Below are 16,293 nucleotides of genomic sequence, written 5' to 3'. Positions count from 1 at the left end.
GCGGGGCCCGGGGGGGCTATGATGTTGACTATGTAGAATATATGCGCCCCCTTCACAACTAGGGGGCCACCCCCCGGGGAAAAAAAAAGGGGGGGGGGCGGGGGGGGGCGGCCCCGCCCGGGGCCCCACGCCGCTGTCCTCGAAAGGTGAGACGTGGGCCGGAAGCTGACTCCCTACGTGTTTCTCGTTGCGCCGCTGACGTTCCTGATCGTGTTCACGTACATCCCGGTGGTGAACATGTTCGGCTACAGCGTCACGTCCTGGGACGGGCTGAGCCCCAGCCGGGACTTCGTCGGATTCGACAACTACGTCGAGATCGCCACCCGGCCGGAGCTCTTCGGGGTGCTCAAGGTCAGCCTGTACTACATCGGCGCGTCCGTGGTGCAAATCCTGCTCGCGTTGTATTTCGCCACGATCCTGAGCTTCAGCACCCGCTTCCGGAACCTGTTCAAGGGCGTGCTGTTCTTCCCGTACCTCATCAACGGCGTCGCCATCGGCATGATCTTCCTGTTCTTCTTCCAGCCCGGCGGCACCCTCGACTCGGCGATGTCCGCGGTCGGCCTCGGCGGCGCGACCCAGCAGTGGCTCGGCGACCCCGAGGTGGTCAACTACTCGCTCGCCGGCACCTCGGTCTGGCGCTACCTGGGCCTCAACTTCGTGCTGTTCCTCGGCGCCATCCAGTCGATCCCCGCGCACCTGTACGAGGCGGCCGAGCTGGACGGCGCGAACCGCTGGGACCAGTTCCTGCACATCATCCTGCCGGGCATCCGGCCGATCGTCGGCCTGTCGTTCATCCTCGCGATCTCCGGCTCGCTGTCGGTGTTCGAGATCCCGTTCATCATGACCGGCGGCGCCAACGACAGCGAGACCTTCGTCATCCAGACCGTGAACATGGCCTTCAAGTACTACAAGCTCGGCCTCGCCTCGGCGATGGCGGTCGTCCTGCTGCTGATCATCCTGCTGGTGACGTGGCTGCAGCGCCGCATCGCACCCGACGAGAAGGTGGACCTCTCGTGATCGCCCGTGTGCTGAAGTACCTGTCGCTGACCGGTGCGTGCCTGGTGGTGCTGCTGCCGCCCGTCGTGCTGGTCATGGCGTCGCTGAAGACCAACACCGAGTACCTCAACAGCGGCCCCTTCGACCCGCCGGGCGACTGGCTCAACTTCGACAACTACGTCACGGCCTTCACCAAGGGGCACATGCTCCGCGGCTTCGTGAACACGTCCATCATCATGGCGGTCTCGCTCGCCGGCACGGTCCTCATCGGATCGATGGCCGCCTACGCCATCGACCGCTTCCGGTTCCGCCTCCGCGGGCTGGTCGTCGCGCTCTTCCTGCTCGCCACCCTCGTGCCCGGCGTGACCACGCAGGTCGCCACGTTCAAGGTCGTGGACGCGCTCGACCTCTACGACAGCCGCTGGTCGGCGATCGTGCTCTTCCTCGGCACCGACATCATCTCCATCTACATCTTCCAGCAGTTCCTGCGCGGCGTGCCGCGCGAGCTCGACGAGGCCGCGGCGATGGAGGGCGCCTCCGCGTTCGGCATCTACTGGAAGATCATCCTGCCGCTGCTGAAGCCCGCGATCGCCACCGTCGTCATCATCAAGGGCATCGCCATGTACAACGAGTTCTACATCCCCTTCCTGTACATGCCGTCGCAGGAGCTCGGGGTCATCTCCACGTCGCTCTACCGCTTCAAGGGGCCGTTCGGGGCGCAGTGGGAGGTCATCTCCGCGGGCGTCATCCTCGTCATCATTCCAACGCTCATCGCATTTCTCGCCCTGCAGCGCTTCATCTACAACGGTTTCACCGCGGGAGCCGGCAAATGAGCGTCATCTTCGGCGGGGTGGAGGCCGGCGGCACGAAGGTCGTGTGCGCGGTCGGCGTCGGCCCCGACGCGGTCGTGGACCGCACCACCATCCCGACGACCTCGCCGGGCGAGACCCTCGACCGGGTTATCGCCTACTTCCGTGCCCAGCGCGCCGCCGGCCACGACATCGCCGCACTGGGCGTCGCCTCGTTCGGCCCGCTCGACCTCGCCTCGGGCCGGATCACCACCACGCCGAAGCCCGGCTGGGGCGGCACCGACCTGGTGGGCGCGCTGCGGCGCGGGCTCGGCGTCCCGGTGGCGCTGGACACCGACGTCAACGGCGCCGCCTACGGCGAACACCGCTGGGGCGCGGGCCGCGGCCAGGGCACCGTCGTCTACGTGACCGTCGGCACGGGCATCGGCGGCGGCGCCGTCGTCGACGGCCGGCCGCTGCACGGCCTCCTGCACCCCGAGATGGGCCACCTGCACGTCCAGCGCCACCCGGACGACGACTTCGCCGGCACGTGCCCCTTCCACGGCGACTGCGTCGAAGGCCTCGCCAGTGGCCCGGCCATCGCCCGCCGTGCCGGCCGCCCCGCCCACGACCTCGGCCCGCTGCGCTCCCGGACGGTGGCGCTCGAGGCGCACTACCTCTCGCAGCTCATGACGTCCATCCTGTACCTGCTGATGCCCCACCGCATCGTCGTCGGCGGGGGCGTCCTGAACATCCCAGGTCTCCTCGACGCCGTCCGCGCCGCCACCGCCGACCGGCTCGGCAAGGCGCTCGCCGCCGTCCCCGCCACCGCAGACCTGTCCACCTACATCGTCCCGCCGGACCTGGGCGGCCTCTCCGGCGTGCTCGGCGCGCTCGGCCTCGCCGAGCACGAGTATCAGCGATCGGTTGCAACGTAATCCGTTCAGTGCTCCATTGAGATGGCAACGCCCGCCAGCGCTGCCACTCTCCGCCACGACTGGCTCAACGTGAACGCGGGGCTGCCGCTCATCGTCGGGGAGTTCGGCCACTGGCACTCCGACGGCCCGGTCGACGAGGACGCGATCGTCAATCACGCCGACTACCGCGGGACCGGCTGGCCGGCCTGGTCGTGGTCCGGCAACGGCGGCGGCGCGGAGTACCTGGACATGGTGTACGACTTCAACGTCAACAACCGCTCCTGGTGGGGCGACCGCATCATCTGGGGCACCGACGGCTGGAAGCGGACCTCGAGGCAGGCCACCGTCCACAACTGACGGTGGCCTGCCGCTGTCACTGGATGCTGCTGCCGGACGCTGTCTACTGGGCGCGGAGGTGGTCGATGTCGTGCGTGCCGTTGCCGTCGAGCCAGACGTAGACGGCCCGCACGTCGGCCAGGGCCGCCGCGTCGCAGGACATGGCGGTGGCCAGGTCGGCCTCGACGGTCGTGGTGGTGCCCGCGCCGGCGTAGCCCCAGGTCGACTGGCACCAGGTGTAGGCGTCGCCAGTCTGCAGGGCGATGCTGTAGGAGGTGCCCGTGGTGGTGCGCAGCTCGTACCGCAGGACGGACTTGCCGGACAGGTCGACACCCGTCAGGCCGGCGACGCCGAACCAGCCGCCGTCGGCGGTGGTGACCCGCAGGCCGGCGGAGCCCTCGGGGTGGAACTCGGTCGTCCGCGCCACCGTGCCGGCGCCGGACTGCCAGCTCGCCGAAGCCCAGCCCTCGGTGCCCGACTCGAAGGACGCCAGGACCAGCGCGTCGCCGGGGCGGTGCTTCACCGTGACCCGCAGCTCCGCGACGTTGGAGGTGCGGCCCGCCTCGTCGCGGACGGTGTAGGGCGCGGCCACCCGCCCGACGAAACCGGCGGCGGGCGTGAACGTGACGACGCCGGTCTTCGCGTCCAGGCCGAACGAGCCGCCGGGCACGGTCACCGTGGTCTGCTGGCCGGCGACGGACGGGTTCAGGTCGATGGTGGCGGCCTTGACCCTGGTGCGGTAGGCGACGTCGTTCGCGGCCGGGGCGAGCGTCACCGGGTCGTCGCGCAGCGTCTGCGCGGTGTCGTGGTCGGCGACCGGCGGGCGGGAACGCCGGCCGTGGCGCAGCTCGTCGCCGGCGTTGGCGACGGTGGTGCAGACCGGGCTGGGGCAGTAGACGGTGAAGCCGTCGTAGTCGGGGTAGTCGGTGCCGTCGTCCTGCACGCCGGAGAGGATCCAGTACAGGAACCCGTCGAGGCGCGCGCCGACGGCGGCGTCGGTCCACTGCTTGTAGACGACGTTGCGGGACGCCTTGTCCAGCAGACCGAACTCACCGAGCATCACGGGCTTGCGCAGCCGGTCGGCGAGCCGGGCGTGGGTGGTGATCCAGCCGCTGCCCCACGACGGGTCCTTCTTCCAGTGGTCCGGGTACAGGTGGAAGGACATGAAGTCGACCGCCGGCAGGGCGGCGAGGGCCGCCGAGTCGACGCCGTCGGCGCAGTTGAGCGTGAAGTCGGTGCTCGCCCTGTCGGTACACAGGAAACCCTCGTCGCCGGGGCTGATGAGGTGCCTGCGGTCGGCGGCGTCGAGGTGGGCGCTGATGTCGGCGGCCCACGCGGTGACCGTCGCGTCGGTGCACGTCGCAGAGCGCGGGTAGACGCCGGAGCCGACGCAGCGGGGCTCGTTGACGAGCTCCCACGCCATGATGGTGGGGTCGTCCTTGTACTTGACGCCGGTGAGGCTGTTGGTGCGGTTCAGTACGTGGCTGATCCAGTCCTTGTACCAGCCGCGGATCACCGGAGTCGTCCAACATTTAGTTGCAGGATGATGCAGGGCCGGCTATGCGGGTGCCGGCCCTGCACCGGGCGGATCAGTCCAGGCGGCGGGCCTGCTCGCGGGCGTAGGCGGCGTAGCCAGCCGCGAACGCGTCTCGTCGGATGGTGTTCCTATGGGCCAGCGTCTGGCCGGCCAGAACGCCGACAACGCCGGCGAGCACGATGCTGATCCCCACGCCCGCAACCAGGTGCGGGTGGATCTTGGTTCCCACGGTTGTACCTCCAGCTTCCCCGATGCCCTGCCGCAGGCAAGTGGCCACTCTTTCGCGCCCTGTGAGCTGGGCTACACCCGACGTTCGGCCACGAATGATCGGCCCGTTCGACGAATTGGAACATACGTTCGACTGTGATACGTCGATCACGATCCGTGGTGAGATCTGGACTCGCGAGGACATCTCATGCTTGCCTCACTACAACAGGTAGTGGCCCATACGGATCAACGTCGATGCGGCCAGGTGGCCGAAAGGTTGATTCCGGCAGGCCATCGTAAAGAAACTGTCCGATCGGACGACGCGCCAGACATCGACGACGCCCACCCACCCGTGCGATCCAGCAGCTACGCTGGACCCACGGCGGGCCGCTGCGGACAGGCGGCGGCCCGCACCCTAGCTGTCCCTGGGGGTCCCGTGAACATGCCTGCGCACCTACCCGACCTGCCCTTTGGGCAACGCCTCAAAGCCGCTCGCCAACGCGCTGGGAAAACGCGGGCCGTCGTCGGTGGCCTCGTCGGACGCAGTGACGAATGGGTCAAGAAGATCGAGAACGGCAGCCTGCTACCACCCCGGCTGCCGATGCTGAACCGGCTGGCGGCCGCCGTGGGCGTGCCGGTCGGCGCCTTCCTCGACCACGACGCGCCGCCCGCTGAGGTCCTTGCCGGGCCGGGCCACAGTGGCCTCGACGCCGTCCGCGACGCGATGAACCGCTGGCCGGCCGTCGGCGCCGAGCCGCCCACCATCGAGAACCTCCGCGCACAGCTGGCCGTCGCGTGGCGAGCCCGGCACGCATCGCCGGACCACCGCACCGTCCTCGCCGGCCTCCTGCCGTCCCTCATCCAAGACGCCCAGCTCGCCGCCCGCGCATACGACGGCGACCTCCGCCGCCAGGCCCTCGCCCTCCTGTGCGAGGTGCACGTGCTGGCCCAGATGTTCCTCGCCTACCAGCTGCCAGCCGCCGGCCTGCTGTGGCGATCGGCAGAGCGAGCCATGCTCGCCGCGCAGGAGGCGGAGTCGCCGTACGCGATCGCCGGCGCCACATGGGCCCACGCGCAGGCGCACCGAGACTCCGGCGAGTGGGACGCGGCAATGGCGGTGAACCTCGACGGCTTGGCGTTCGTGGAACGGCACCTGGACAACGCCGACGACGAGCTGCTGTCGCTCTACGGTGCCCTCCAGTTCGAAGCCGCGTTCACCGCGGCCCGCACTGGCGACGCCGGCGTGGCATGGCGCCGGTGGGACGAAGCCCAGCGCGTCGCCGATCGACTGCCGCCGAAGCACTATCAGCCCTGGACGTCGTTCTCCCGCGTCATCATGGGCGCGCACGGCGTCACCATCGCCGTCGAGCTCCGCCAGCCCGGCGAGGCCCTGCGCCACGCTCGCCGCACCGAGGCAGCCGACATTCCGTCGCGGCCGCGTCGGGCCCGACACCTCATCGAGGTCGCCCGCGCACACCACCTTCGGCGCGACAAGCGGACCGCTGTTGCCACGCTGGACCAGTCGTTCGCAGCCGCACCGGAGACAGCCCGGTTCAACGCCTACGCCCGGAGCATCGTTCTCGACTCGATGACGGACCGCTCAGCTTCGCCAGCGGCCCGCGACCTTGGACTGCGGATCGGACTGCCCGCCTGACGTAGGGGGTACAAACTGTACCCATTGATGATTGCGGGTGCCCCTAGCGTCACTCTCTGACGCGGTACCCGCAGGTCGGACAGGTCCTGTGAGCCGCCGCGTCATAGACGCGTGGCGGCCGTTTCTGTGCCGCAGGCCGGCCGCCACGCCCTCAATCGGGCATGGCGCCGGTGCTGCCCTGGCCGCCGGTGTCATGCCGCCCACGTCGACGTGGGCGGGCATGGACGTGGTCCTGCGACTGCGACCGCGGCTGCGAGCCACGCCCGCCCGCGTCGACCCGGCCCCGGAGGCGCACATGCGCGATCTCATCATCGGACTGGTCATCGGTGGCGTGCTGGGCGCCTACGCCATGATCTGGATGCACAACGTTCGCCTGCAGCGCACCCTGGCGCCGCTACCTGCGGGTCCGAACCTTCGCGGTGAGCCCGAGACGATCACCGCGGAGCTGTCCGCGCAGCACCTCGTTGCCCAGCCAGTGCAGGACGACGACGGTGTCGTCTCCCTCGAACTGGCTGACGGTGAGACCGTCGTCCAGATCAACCACGAGGTCGGCGACGGCGAGGTTGCCGCCGGCGCGATTGACCAGGCTGCGGCGGTGATGCGCTACCACGCAGAGCAGATCCGGCGGCACGCCCGACGTGAGATCGCCTGGACCTGATCGGCCCCTGAACGCAGAAACGCGGCCCGGCCACCCCGAGGGGCAGCCGGGCCGCTCCAGATCTTGCATCTCGCGCTAGACTAGAAGGGCTTTGACCTCGACGAGGTCGGGCAGAATTACCACGTAGATGTACAGGAACACCGCCCCTGCGGCTGCTGCGAACAGCAACAGGAGGCACAGCAGGACGGTTCGGACGCCACTCGCAATGGCATACCGGGCCGTCCTTCCTGCTTCTTCTGGAAGGCCCACGCGATCACCTCCCCCCAGGGCTGTGGTTGACGCGCCCTCAACGAAGCCACTCCATCGCGGAATCCGTGCGTCGTAGGGTCAGCGCCAGGCGGGGAGCATTCAAGGCGATCCTGACGACCGTTGCAGCGCGGCGAATCCGCGACTTCCCTGCGATCCGATCCTCATAGATCTCTTCTTCCCAGCCCGTGAGGTACTGCTCCCGTCCCGCCTCGGGAAGTAGGAGCGACAGCAGTCGTGTGGTTCCGCCGCTGATCGAAATTTGCCACCGGACACCCGTTGAGGCAGCGAAAAGCAATCTGACGCGCACGACCACCCGTAAGGCGAAGGGAGTGCCAGGATTCTTCTTGACAAAGGAGTCTAGAATTCTTAGAGCATTTGTGAATGTTTCGTTGCTGACGGTTACCGTGTCGCCAGGGCTGATATTCATCCTCCCTATGAGGGTTAGTACGTCCCTCTGCAGGCGCTCGCGTCTCTGGATCTCCTGTGCATGCTTCCGGGATTTCCATGCGGCAATCGCAGCGAGCAGTCCGGCGGCACTCGTGAGGGCGGACGCGGATGCCGTAATGACGGCCAATGTGCTCACGAGGCAGTCCCTTGCGGATTTGCGTGGGGCGATAGAAGCGTGGCATTCAGTCGCTTCCTCCTAGCGTAGGCCTCCGCGAGTGCCAGTCGTGCGCGCTCGGCGCCGTCCTCCGTAAACCTGTAGTACCGCCTGCGCGGGCGCCCCGGCTCGGCGGCGGACTCCTCGTCGGACTCCCAATGGCTCTCGATCAGGCGGGCCTGCTCCAAGCGGGCAAGGATCGGGTGGATCGTGCCGCTGGCAAGGCCCGCTTCGTCGGCGATGGCGCGTCCGTACTGGGCCCTCGTGGGGTGCTGGAGCAGGACGCGGATCACCGCCTCGGTCTGCGGGGTGATACGTGGCATGGAGCTCATGACCAGAACTCTACCTAGCCAGAACTCTGGCGCGCAAGTTGTCCACCTTGGCAGACGTAAGAGCCCGGCCGTCCCCGCGCAGGGCGGCCGGACCGCGTTCGTGTCGAGGGTGTTTGCCGGTCAGAACTTGCCGTATCCGCCGCGGCTCATCGCGGCCGCGGAGCGCGGCACCAGGTCGTCGCCGACGGACTGCGTCGGCGACTTCAGCACGCCCAGGACGCCCAGCGCGGCGATGGCCAAGTTCACCCAGTCGGCGCCCGACATGCCGTCCACGACGGCCGCCGCGGCGACCTGCAGCACGGCCAGCACCATGGCCACGCCCGTCTTCGCGCTGGCCGAGGACGGCAGCTGCGGCACTAGCCACACGCTCACCGCGGTGGTTACGGCGATCGCGATGCTGATCCCCTCGTCGGCGTCGACGTGGTTGTCGGTGACGGCCGAGGCGAGCACCATCAGGCCGGCCGCGATCGCCGCGGCGATCGCCTTGCCGTACTTCTGCAGGAACTTCTTCACGTGCCCTCCTCGGGCGTCAGGGTGGAATCACGCCGAACCTGCTGGTCAGGCGTTCGAACGTGTGTACGATGCGGCGCATGGAGATCACCTGCGCCGCCACGAAGCTGACCCCGACCGCAAGCGGCGACATCCCGGTCCGGTGCACGAAGCAGCCAGACCACGTCACCGCCGGCGACCCCGTCCACGAGGCACGCGTCGGCGTCTTCCCCGTGCGATGGGTCAGTGAGCCGGCGGCTGAATCAACGCCGCCTGGACCCTGAGATCCGTGATCTGCTGCCGCAGCTCGGCGATCGTGGCATCCCTGGCAGCAAGCTCGGCGCGGAGCTGGTCACGCTCGCGCTGCACACGCTCCAGCTCCTGCGAGGCCTGCGCCTCTGCGCGGGTCAGCTGGGCAACCCGAGACTCGAGGTCGACAACGCGGGTACGGAGCTGCTCCGCCTCCTGCGACGTCGCGCGGAGCGACAGCTGCACCCGCTCCAACTCGGCGCGCAGGTCCGAGGTCAGCTGCTGGTAGATGTCCTGCCTCAGCAATGCCGTCTGCGCTTCCAACTGCTTGGTCTGCGCTGCCGTCTGCGCCTCCTGGGCGGTGCGCTGGCGGCGCGAAAGGACGTGGGTCACGATCGGCACCGCGACCCCGCCGCCGGCAACCAGGCCCGCGCCGGCGGCAATCAGGCCGGTGACGACCGCCGGGTCCACGCTCAGGCCTCCGGTGCGTAGGCGGCTGCGAGCCGCTGGCGCAGGCCCTCGTTGTCGGCGCGGAGCGCGGCGAGCTCGTCGAGCGCGGCCTGCTCCCGCTGCTGGGACTCGGTCAGCTGCTGCTGCAGCTGCACCACCCCGGCGTGCGTCTCCTCGCGCACCGCGCGGATCTCAGCCAGGATCGGTGCCATCTCGACGCTGCCGCCGGCGGCCTCGATCACCTTGGTCAGCGCCTGGATGGCAGCGAGCGCGGCCTGGTCACGCGCCTCGTCCGCCGCGGCCGCGGCAACCAGCTGCTGCACGCCAGCGCTGGCGGTCACCGAGTGGGACGCGGCAATCGCCAGGACGGTGTCGCGCGCCTGCCCGGTGAGGTACGACGCGCCGGCGTTCTGCGTGATCCGCCACTGGTCCGCCGGCGCCTGGTCCTGGAACGTCCACGTGTTGGCCATCTCGTCTCCTGTCGTGAGGCCACGCATCCGCGCGACCGGGTCGTAGCCGTCGGCTCGGGTGTCGTTGTCCGCGTCGGATCGGCCCGACACGTGCACATGCCCGCGGTCCGACGAAGACCTGGTGGTCCGCTGCAGCGGGTTGCTGGAGCTCATCCACCGCTCCTGACGGCACACCCCGTCCTCGTCGGTCCAGTTGATGTACTTGATCCACATCGCGCCCGGCACGCCGGCGTCACGATCGCGGATCATCTGCCGCGCGATGTCGGCGTTCTCCTTGCGGTGCGCCTTGGAGTCCGAACGCGGCATGATGTCCAACCCGCGGGCCTTCCACCGCGCGTTCGGGCCCGGCCATCCCGTCGCCGAATACGGCGTGTGATCCTCGGGCAGCTCGGCCTTCTGGTGACTCTCGTCCGGGAAGTCCCAGACTGTGATCCCGCGGGCGAGCAGCGTCGCCTGGACCGCCCGCGCCGGGCGGATCAGCGTGTACGGGCGGCCGGCGCGGATCCAGTCGCGATACCCCTGCGATGCCATTAGGCCCTCCTATGCAGGCTCGTAGCTGTAGCGGAGCTTGATCCGGTCGCCTGTCGCCCACGCACTGCCGGGCCCGGCCGAGCCGATCGCCGCGGTGCTGCTTTCCCGGTAGATCTCCACATGGGTGCTGTCAGCGGCGATCACAGAACCGGTCCGCAGAGCGGCGCCGAAGTCGTCCATAAAGGCCTGGCCGACCTCGGCCGCGATCGCGGCCGCGGACGCAGCGAACGGCAGCAGAATGCGGTAAGCGCCCGTGCCGGCAGTGAACCCGGCGCCGACCGTGAGGTTGAACCGCACGTGCACCTGGCCCGCGCTGAGCAGGTAAGCCGCCGCCCACGTGCTGGCGCCGAGGGCCGGGTTCGCGGTCACCGCGGTGAGGATGGTGCCGCTCGTGCCGTACGCGGTCCAGGTGGCTGCCGACGCCGCGGACAGCCGCTCAACCTCGTCGAGGGCCGCTTGCCACATCGCCGCCGGATACGGCGTGGCATCGAGCAGATCTGGCGCCACGTAGCTCATTCGGGCCCCCCACACAGGATCGTCGTACCAAGCGGTGTGCCGACACCGACGCCACCGAGCACCCACTGGTCCCACGACGGCCGTGCCACCAGCTGCGACGTGTACCCGCCGCCCTCGAACACGTCGGTGCGCTGCTGGACGGTCAGCGGGGTGGACAGCACCAGGCCGTTCTTGTCCTGGATCGTGATCCGGTCCAGTGGCTCCAGCCGCGGGTCGCCGGGGATCTCCAGCTCCTCGAACACCACCTGCTCACGCCGCAGCAGGCCAAGCAGCCCCCATGCGACACCCAGCGCGAACCCCTGCGTCTGAATCCATGGGTTGTCCGGCACCGTCAGCGGAGCTGCGTTGAACTCGTCGATCGACGCCTGGTCCCGGACCTCAACCGGCTCGGTCCTCGACGTCGCCAGGTACCGCGCGGACACGGTCACGGCTGGGTCGCCGGTGGTGGGGTCCGTCAGGTACAGGCCACCCGGCGTGCGGTTCTCCAACAACAACGTGATCGACGTCGAGTTGTTGACCGTGAGCGTCGCCCTCAGGGAGGCGTCCGGCGAAGTCGAGATCGAGTACCAGGCGCCCGGGCCAGGCGCCACCGTCGGGCCGCCCCAACCGCTGACCTTGGGCACGCTGACAATCGGACCGTCGAGCACGATCGTCTGCGTGAGGGACTGCCCAGCACCCAGGAGGACGACGCTGTTCAGGGACCACACCGGCGCCGACGCCACCAGGTTGATCTGCGTGTACGGGCACCGGATGATGTTGCGGATCATGTCCCGGTCGTCCCTGTAGGCCAGGGCGAGCAGCTGCCGTTCGGTCGTCAGTGTCCGTACGGAGGTCAGAGCGTCGGCCGTGTTGAGGCGCGCTGCCGTCCACAGCTTCGGTCGGCCATCGACGTCGATCCACACCAGGCCACGCTCGGCCGCGTACACGTCCTGGAGCAGGTCCCAGGCCTCCTGCGGCTCGTCCGGCGGGAAGATGCCGACCAGGCGCCGGTTCTGCGGCCGGTCAACGTCGGCACCAGCCGTCCAGGTCGTTGGCTGCCAGGCGTCGGCAGCGGCGAGCCCGGACGTGACCTGCAGCTCAGCGGACGGTACGAAGATCCGCCAGTCGAACCTCACGGCGTTGCTGACTGGCGGCGCTGTCGAGCTGATCGGCGTGTACGCGACCGTGTTGGAGACCCCGTCGCGACGGAAGGTGGCCACGCCGGCGACGTCATCCCAGTGCACCCCGAATAGATGCCACTGGCCGTCGTGGGTGTAGGTCGGGCCGACGATCGTCCGCAGGGTGGCGCCACCACCGCTGAGCTTCAGCTGACTCGTGCCGTCCCGCCGGATCCGGAACTCGACGTTGTTGTCCGAGGTTAAGCCGGGAACGCCGCTGCCCTCGGCGAACAGGTCCAGGTAGACGGCACGGTCGGCGTTCGACGGAAGCGCCGGCACCTTGGCCCACACCTCGATCCGGCCCGACGACCGCCCGAGCGAGTCCCAGACGGCCGCTCCGGTGTCGGTCAGGTTGCCGGCAACTTGGGTGAACGCGGCCGCGGTGTCCGTGGGCTCGAACGCGGACGCCATGAAGAACGGCGCGTCGGTGTCGAACGTGCATTTGCGCCGTCCCGTGGCGCTCACAGAGCCGGTCGGGCTGGTGCTCGCATTGAGCATCGTCGCGCCGGTCCGGCTGATCATCGGCATCGCCGATCCGTGCATCGGCACCCACAGCCGGCAGCCGACCCGCGGCGTAGGCGACAGCGTCAGCCCACACCGCCACAGCGCGAACGACACCACCCATGCCGCCTCCAGCCCCGGCGAGGCAGGGCCTTCGAACGTGTCAGTGCGGTCATCCGCCACAAAGGCGGGCAGGTTCACGAGCTCGCGGAGCTGGTCCCGAGTGTCGAGCAGCTCGAGGCTCGCGGACCGGTCCGCCACCGACACCGGCAGGGACCGCGACACACCCCGTAGCAGCGGCACCGACTCGAACCCGGCCGCGGTCAGGAACTCCACGTCCAGCCGGGCATCCCGCGATGCTCGGGGCTTGCCGTACAGGGGGCTGTTGGGGTTCAGCCTGCTCCAGTACGCCACGGCGTGCAGCTGCTCGTCGTCGGTCTTGCCGACGACCAGGTCCCCGGACGCGGTTGCCGCCTGGTCGCCCTCGACGATGAGGACGTCCTGGGGCAACTGACCCGTCAGCGCCCGCGTGACGGTGAGCCGGCTCAGCTTGGGGGTGATGTCGTCGATGCTGCCGGGCCCGCCGTGACCGTCGCCGTCCCAGTCGATCGACCCGGTCGGGTGCACGGTCCGGTCAGGAGACTCGATCGCCGCAGCCAGGGAGCTCGTTACGGCCCTCATGCGACCTCCGTTACGGTGATCTTCAGGTTGTGGCGGTCAATCCGCGGCAGCTCGTGGTCCAGCTGCGGCAGGGACACGCGGGCAACGCCGAGGCCTGGGACCCACGTGGTGCCAGGGTCGAGGGCGGTGGGCATCGACACCATGAGCCGGTCGATCAGCACGGTGGCGGCGGCGGACACGGTGCCGGCGGCAACGTCGAACCGCGGCTGCAGGTACACGCCGCCAGCCGGGCACACCGTCGAGGCCTTCACGCAGTCCGCCCACGCGGACGTCGACGTCGTCACGGCACTACCGGCGTCGAGCTGGACCTGGGCGCCGGCAGCATTCAGCCAGCGGAGCTTTGCGGTGACGTCGACGACGCCGTCCGGGCCAGAGCCGCGAACCCGGGCTTGCAGTCGATAGCTCTGGCCCGGCACGCAGGGGATACCGGGCCAGTCCAGGTTGGGGCCGTTGAGGGTGAGGATGCCGCCGGTCACGCTGGCGGGCAACGACCAGGCGAGTACGCGGGGCCCCCGCTCGACCGTCGTCGACGAGCTCGCGATGGTCTCGCCGGCGCCGGCGGTGCTGAAGCCCGACGTGTCGTTGTAGACCGACGTCGTCGCCGACTGGTTGCGCGTCAGTAGGTTGCGTTCAGCGCCGTCCAGGAATGCGTACGGGCCGGGCCCGCGGTGGCCAGCCCAGAACTCCATGATGAGGGCCTGGTCGTCGTGCGAGAGAGCGCCCCAGGACAGCTCCCAGGTTCGCAGCACGCCGGGCGCGTAGTCCACAGCGCGCCCACCGCCGAGGGTTTCCCGGATGCGTGCGGGCCGTACAACCTTGGCCGGGATGTTGGCGCGGGGAGAGCGCAGCGCAACCATGGCGCCGGGTCGTCCGATGTAGACGGTCAACGGTCCTCCGTCAGAACTTGGCGTTGCTGCCGCCGGCAAACGTGCGGCTGCGCTGGCCGGCCTTCGCAGCGGAAGCGACCGCTGCAGGGTTGCGCTTCATGATCTTCAGCGTGTGACGCTCGATGACTTCGCCGTCGAGCGTCACGTTGACGTTGATGGTCTGCTCGGCGTGGCCACCGTCGTCGCCGCGGCCAGCTGCGACCGCCTGATCGAGCAGGACAGCCAACTTGCTCTCGGGCGAGACGATCTCCGTCTCCCGGCCCTCGCCGGCGACGACCAGCCGGCCGCCCGGGGTGGCTGGGATGACGCCGCCCTCGGCCAGCTGGGGCAGCTTCGGTGCGGAGATCGTGTTGCCGCCCACGAACGGGACCCAGGACGGGACCGACCAGCTCAGCTTGCCGACAGTGCCGTTCCAGAAGCGCGAGACGGCGTTGAACCCGGCGCGGAACGGGGCGCTGACGAACTCGCCGACCGACACGAACGCGCTCTTGATCTTGCCTGGCAGCTCGGCGAACCAAGACCACCACTTCTCGCCGGTCTTCCGCAGCGCCATCAGGTGGTCCGTGAAGAGGCCGACGACCCACATGATCCCGGAGACGATGCCCTCGTAGGTGCCCTTGATGTAGACACCCCACAGCTCGTCGCGCAGCCACACTCCGACCGCGCCGGCAACGGCCTTGATGCCGCCCCAGGTGGCGTTCCAGATGTCCTGGAACCACGTCGTTTTCGTCGCGATGATCACAACGATCGCGACCAGCGTCAGGATGGCCAGGACGATCCAGGTAATCGGGCTCGACCACAGCGCGAGGTTCATCACCGTCTGCACGACGGCCCAGACTTTCATCGCGCCGGCGACCAGGGCGATGGCCGTGGCCAGGATGCCGAGACCGGTGGCAAGCGGGGTGACCCACTCCGAGTTGCGGGACAGCCAGCCGAAGGTCGCCTCGATGTACGGCACCGCCTCGGCCAACTTCTCCACAAAGACCATCTGCACCTTGCGCTTGAAGCTTTCCAGCTGGGTAGCGGCGTTGTCGGCCAGGCCAGCGCCGACCTTGTCGATCGCGCCCGACACGTCACCCAGGCCCTTCGCGCCCTTCGAGATCGCGTCGAGGAACTCGGGGATCTTCTCCTTGTTCATGTCCTCCAGCGGGGTGCCGAACAGCGCCAGAGCGGCCGCGGCCTGTTCGTTGGGGTCCTTGATGCTCTGCAGTCCGGCAACGATCTTCTGGAACGCCTGCTTGCTGGCGTCGCCGCCTTTTAGGATCGACCTCGACATCTGTTCGGCGTTGAGGCCGATGGCCTTGTAGGCGTCCTTCACGCCCTGGTTGCCGATGTCGGTCATCAGCAGCTGCGATTCCTTGATCGCGTCGCCGATCTTGTCGATGCCGAACTGGCCCTTCTCGGCGGCTGCGACGATGATGCCCATCGCCTCCTGGCCGCTGAACCCGAAGCTCCTGAAATAGGTGCCATACTCTTCGGTTGCGTCCAACACGTTCTCGCGCAAGGCCACCGGGGTCTTCTGCAACGCCACGGTGAACAGGTCAAGAGCGCCCTTGGCGTCCTTGGCCAGGCCGTCGTTGACGGCGGTGCCGGCAACGGATGCGGCCCGGGCGACGTCGATCTCGAAGGCGTTGGCGAAGTCCAGGGCGTTGGCTGTGACGGCCTTGATGGTGTCCTCACCGGCGGTCTGCATGCCCTTGAAGCTGCTGACCACGACGCCGATTGCGTTGGTGACCTCGCCCATGTTCTCGCCGTACGCGTCGGCGTACAGCTTGCCGGCGATGGCGCCGTACTTCTCGGCCTCCGCCGGCGTGGCACCGAGCTGGGCGCTGAGCCTGTCGGTGGCCGCGTCGAGCTCCAGCGCGCTCGTGACGCCGGCGGCGAGCGCAGCGCCGACGGCCGCGCCGGCCGCAGCACCGGCAACCGCGAGCCGGTCGCCGAACCGCTGGAAGCGGGTCCGCGCCTCGTCGAGTCCTTCGTCGAAGGGTTCGGCGTTAGCGGAGATGATCGCGGACAGCTCGCCGAGATTGAGCGCCACGTTGCTGTCCCTTCTGCTGATGTGCTGGGTTGCGGCGGGCCGGTACCGT

17 protein-coding genes are annotated in these 16,293 nt (G+C 69.0%); 6 read left to right on the top strand and 11 right to left on the bottom strand.

Annotated features, from left to right (window positions below):
* Positions 1–153 precede the first annotated feature (153 nt).
* From ACFY3L_RS17945 to ACFY3L_RS17930, 4 genes are read left to right on the top strand one after another with little or no spacing between them, the layout of a single operon-like run.
* Positions 154–1,017 carry a carbohydrate ABC transporter permease gene (locus ACFY3L_RS17945; RefSeq protein WP_389324540.1) on the top strand — a complete coding sequence of 288 codons (864 nt, stop codon included), beginning with the start codon at positions 154–156 and terminating at the stop codon, positions 1,015–1,017.
* Positions 1,014–1,829 carry a carbohydrate ABC transporter permease gene (locus ACFY3L_RS17940; RefSeq protein WP_389324537.1) on the top strand — a complete coding sequence of 272 codons (816 nt, stop codon included), beginning with the start codon at positions 1,014–1,016 and terminating at the stop codon, positions 1,827–1,829. The genes ACFY3L_RS17945 and ACFY3L_RS17940 overlap by 4 nt, the downstream gene beginning before the upstream one ends.
* The gene (locus ACFY3L_RS17935; RefSeq protein WP_389324534.1) at positions 1,826–2,722 is read left to right on the top strand and encodes an ROK family protein; all 897 of its coding nucleotides are present in this window, start codon (positions 1,826–1,828) and stop codon (positions 2,720–2,722) included. The genes ACFY3L_RS17940 and ACFY3L_RS17935 overlap by 4 nt, the downstream gene beginning before the upstream one ends.
* A gap of 21 nt (positions 2,723–2,743) precedes the next feature.
* Entirely contained in the window at positions 2,744–3,058 is a 315-nt protein-coding gene (locus ACFY3L_RS17930) for a hypothetical protein (RefSeq protein WP_389324531.1), read from the top strand.
* Between the two features lie 43 nt (positions 3,059–3,101).
* On the opposite strand, the gene ACFY3L_RS17925 is transcribed toward ACFY3L_RS17930, so the two are convergent.
* Together ACFY3L_RS17925 and ACFY3L_RS17920 are read right to left on the bottom strand one after the other, a co-directional pair.
* Positions 3,102–4,553, bottom strand: coding sequence for a cellulase family glycosylhydrolase (locus ACFY3L_RS17925; RefSeq protein ID WP_389324528.1), 1,452 nt, complete (start codon positions 4,551–4,553; stop codon positions 3,102–3,104).
* A 73-nt stretch (positions 4,554–4,626) separates the two neighbouring features.
* A complete protein-coding gene (locus tag ACFY3L_RS17920) occupies positions 4,627–4,803 on the bottom strand; it encodes a hypothetical protein (RefSeq protein WP_389324525.1) in 177 nt (58 codons plus the stop codon).
* A gap of 420 nt (positions 4,804–5,223) precedes the next feature.
* On the opposite strand from ACFY3L_RS17920, the gene ACFY3L_RS17915 reads away from it, so the two are divergent.
* On the top strand, positions 5,224–6,435 hold the full coding sequence (locus ACFY3L_RS17915) for a helix-turn-helix domain-containing protein (RefSeq protein ID WP_389324596.1): 1,212 nt from the start codon (positions 5,224–5,226) through the stop codon (positions 6,433–6,435).
* Positions 6,436–6,730: 295 nt separating this feature from the next.
* Positions 6,731–7,093, top strand: coding sequence for a hypothetical protein (locus ACFY3L_RS17910; protein ID WP_389324523.1), 363 nt, complete (start codon positions 6,731–6,733; stop codon positions 7,091–7,093).
* A gap of 286 nt (positions 7,094–7,379) precedes the next feature.
* Here the strand turns inward: ACFY3L_RS17910 and ACFY3L_RS17905 are convergent, their stop codons facing one another.
* From ACFY3L_RS17905 to ACFY3L_RS17865, 9 genes are all read right to left on the bottom strand, one after another.
* Positions 7,380–7,925: a hypothetical protein gene (locus ACFY3L_RS17905; protein WP_389324520.1), complete on the bottom strand. Its 546-nt coding sequence runs from the start codon at positions 7,923–7,925 to the stop codon at positions 7,380–7,382.
* Positions 7,922–8,275: a helix-turn-helix transcriptional regulator gene (locus ACFY3L_RS17900; RefSeq protein ID WP_389324517.1), complete on the bottom strand. Its 354-nt coding sequence runs from the start codon at positions 8,273–8,275 to the stop codon at positions 7,922–7,924. Before ACFY3L_RS17900 ends, ACFY3L_RS17905 begins: the two co-directional genes overlap by 4 nt.
* A gap of 120 nt (positions 8,276–8,395) precedes the next feature.
* Positions 8,396–8,788 (bottom strand): hypothetical protein, encoded by a 393-nt coding sequence (locus ACFY3L_RS17895; protein WP_389324515.1) that lies wholly within the window; start codon positions 8,786–8,788, stop codon positions 8,396–8,398.
* Between the two features lie 219 nt (positions 8,789–9,007).
* Positions 9,008–9,484, bottom strand: coding sequence for a hypothetical protein (locus ACFY3L_RS17890; protein WP_389324512.1), 477 nt, complete (start codon positions 9,482–9,484; stop codon positions 9,008–9,010).
* Positions 9,485–9,486: 2 nt separating this feature from the next.
* Positions 9,487–10,464, bottom strand: a complete 978-nt coding sequence (locus ACFY3L_RS17885; RefSeq protein ID WP_389324509.1) for a hypothetical protein — start codon at positions 10,462–10,464, stop codon at positions 9,487–9,489.
* A 9-nt stretch (positions 10,465–10,473) separates the two neighbouring features.
* A complete protein-coding gene (locus ACFY3L_RS17880; RefSeq protein WP_389324506.1) occupies positions 10,474–10,980 on the bottom strand; it encodes a hypothetical protein in 507 nt (168 codons plus the stop codon).
* Complete coding sequence (locus ACFY3L_RS17875) at positions 10,977–13,319, bottom strand: hypothetical protein (RefSeq protein ID WP_389324503.1); 2,343 nt, start codon at positions 13,317–13,319, stop codon at positions 10,977–10,979. Before ACFY3L_RS17875 ends, ACFY3L_RS17880 begins: the two co-directional genes overlap by 4 nt.
* Positions 13,316–14,206 (bottom strand): hypothetical protein, encoded by an 891-nt coding sequence (locus ACFY3L_RS17870; RefSeq protein WP_389324500.1) that lies wholly within the window; start codon positions 14,204–14,206, stop codon positions 13,316–13,318. Before ACFY3L_RS17870 ends, ACFY3L_RS17875 begins: the two co-directional genes overlap by 4 nt.
* Positions 14,207–14,216: 10 nt before the next feature.
* Complete coding sequence (locus tag ACFY3L_RS17865) at positions 14,217–16,244, bottom strand: phage tail protein (RefSeq protein WP_389324498.1); 2,028 nt, start codon at positions 16,242–16,244, stop codon at positions 14,217–14,219.
* Positions 16,245–16,293 lie beyond the last annotated feature (49 nt).

Source organism: Dactylosporangium sp. NPDC000521, from assembly GCF_042898305.1.
Classification (GTDB): domain Bacteria; phylum Actinomycetota; class Actinomycetes; order Mycobacteriales; family Micromonosporaceae; genus Dactylosporangium.
Note: the sequence above shows the minus strand (reverse complement) of the source record. Positions and strands in the feature narration are given on the sequence as shown.

Coding starts and splice junctions, on each gene's coding strand:
- ACFY3L_RS17935 (WP_389324534.1), top strand. CDS start 1,826: ATGAGCGTCATCTTCGGCGGGGTGGAGGCCGGCGGCACGAAGGTCGTG.
- ACFY3L_RS17900 (WP_389324517.1), bottom strand. CDS start 8,275: ATGAGCTCCATGCCACGTATCACCCCGCAGACCGAGGCGGTGATCCGC.
- ACFY3L_RS17875 (WP_389324503.1), bottom strand. CDS start 13,319: ATGAGGGCCGTAACGAGCTCCCTGGCTGCGGCGATCGAGTCTCCTGAC.
- ACFY3L_RS17885 (WP_389324509.1), bottom strand. CDS start 10,464: ATGGCATCGCAGGGGTATCGCGACTGGATCCGCGCCGGCCGCCCGTAC.
- ACFY3L_RS17880 (WP_389324506.1), bottom strand. CDS start 10,980: ATGAGCTACGTGGCGCCAGATCTGCTCGATGCCACGCCGTATCCGGCG.
- ACFY3L_RS17930 (WP_389324531.1), top strand. CDS start 2,744: ATGGCAACGCCCGCCAGCGCTGCCACTCTCCGCCACGACTGGCTCAAC.
- ACFY3L_RS17915 (WP_389324596.1), top strand. CDS start 5,224: ATGCCTGCGCACCTACCCGACCTGCCCTTTGGGCAACGCCTCAAAGCC.
- ACFY3L_RS17910 (WP_389324523.1), top strand. CDS start 6,731: ATGCGCGATCTCATCATCGGACTGGTCATCGGTGGCGTGCTGGGCGCC.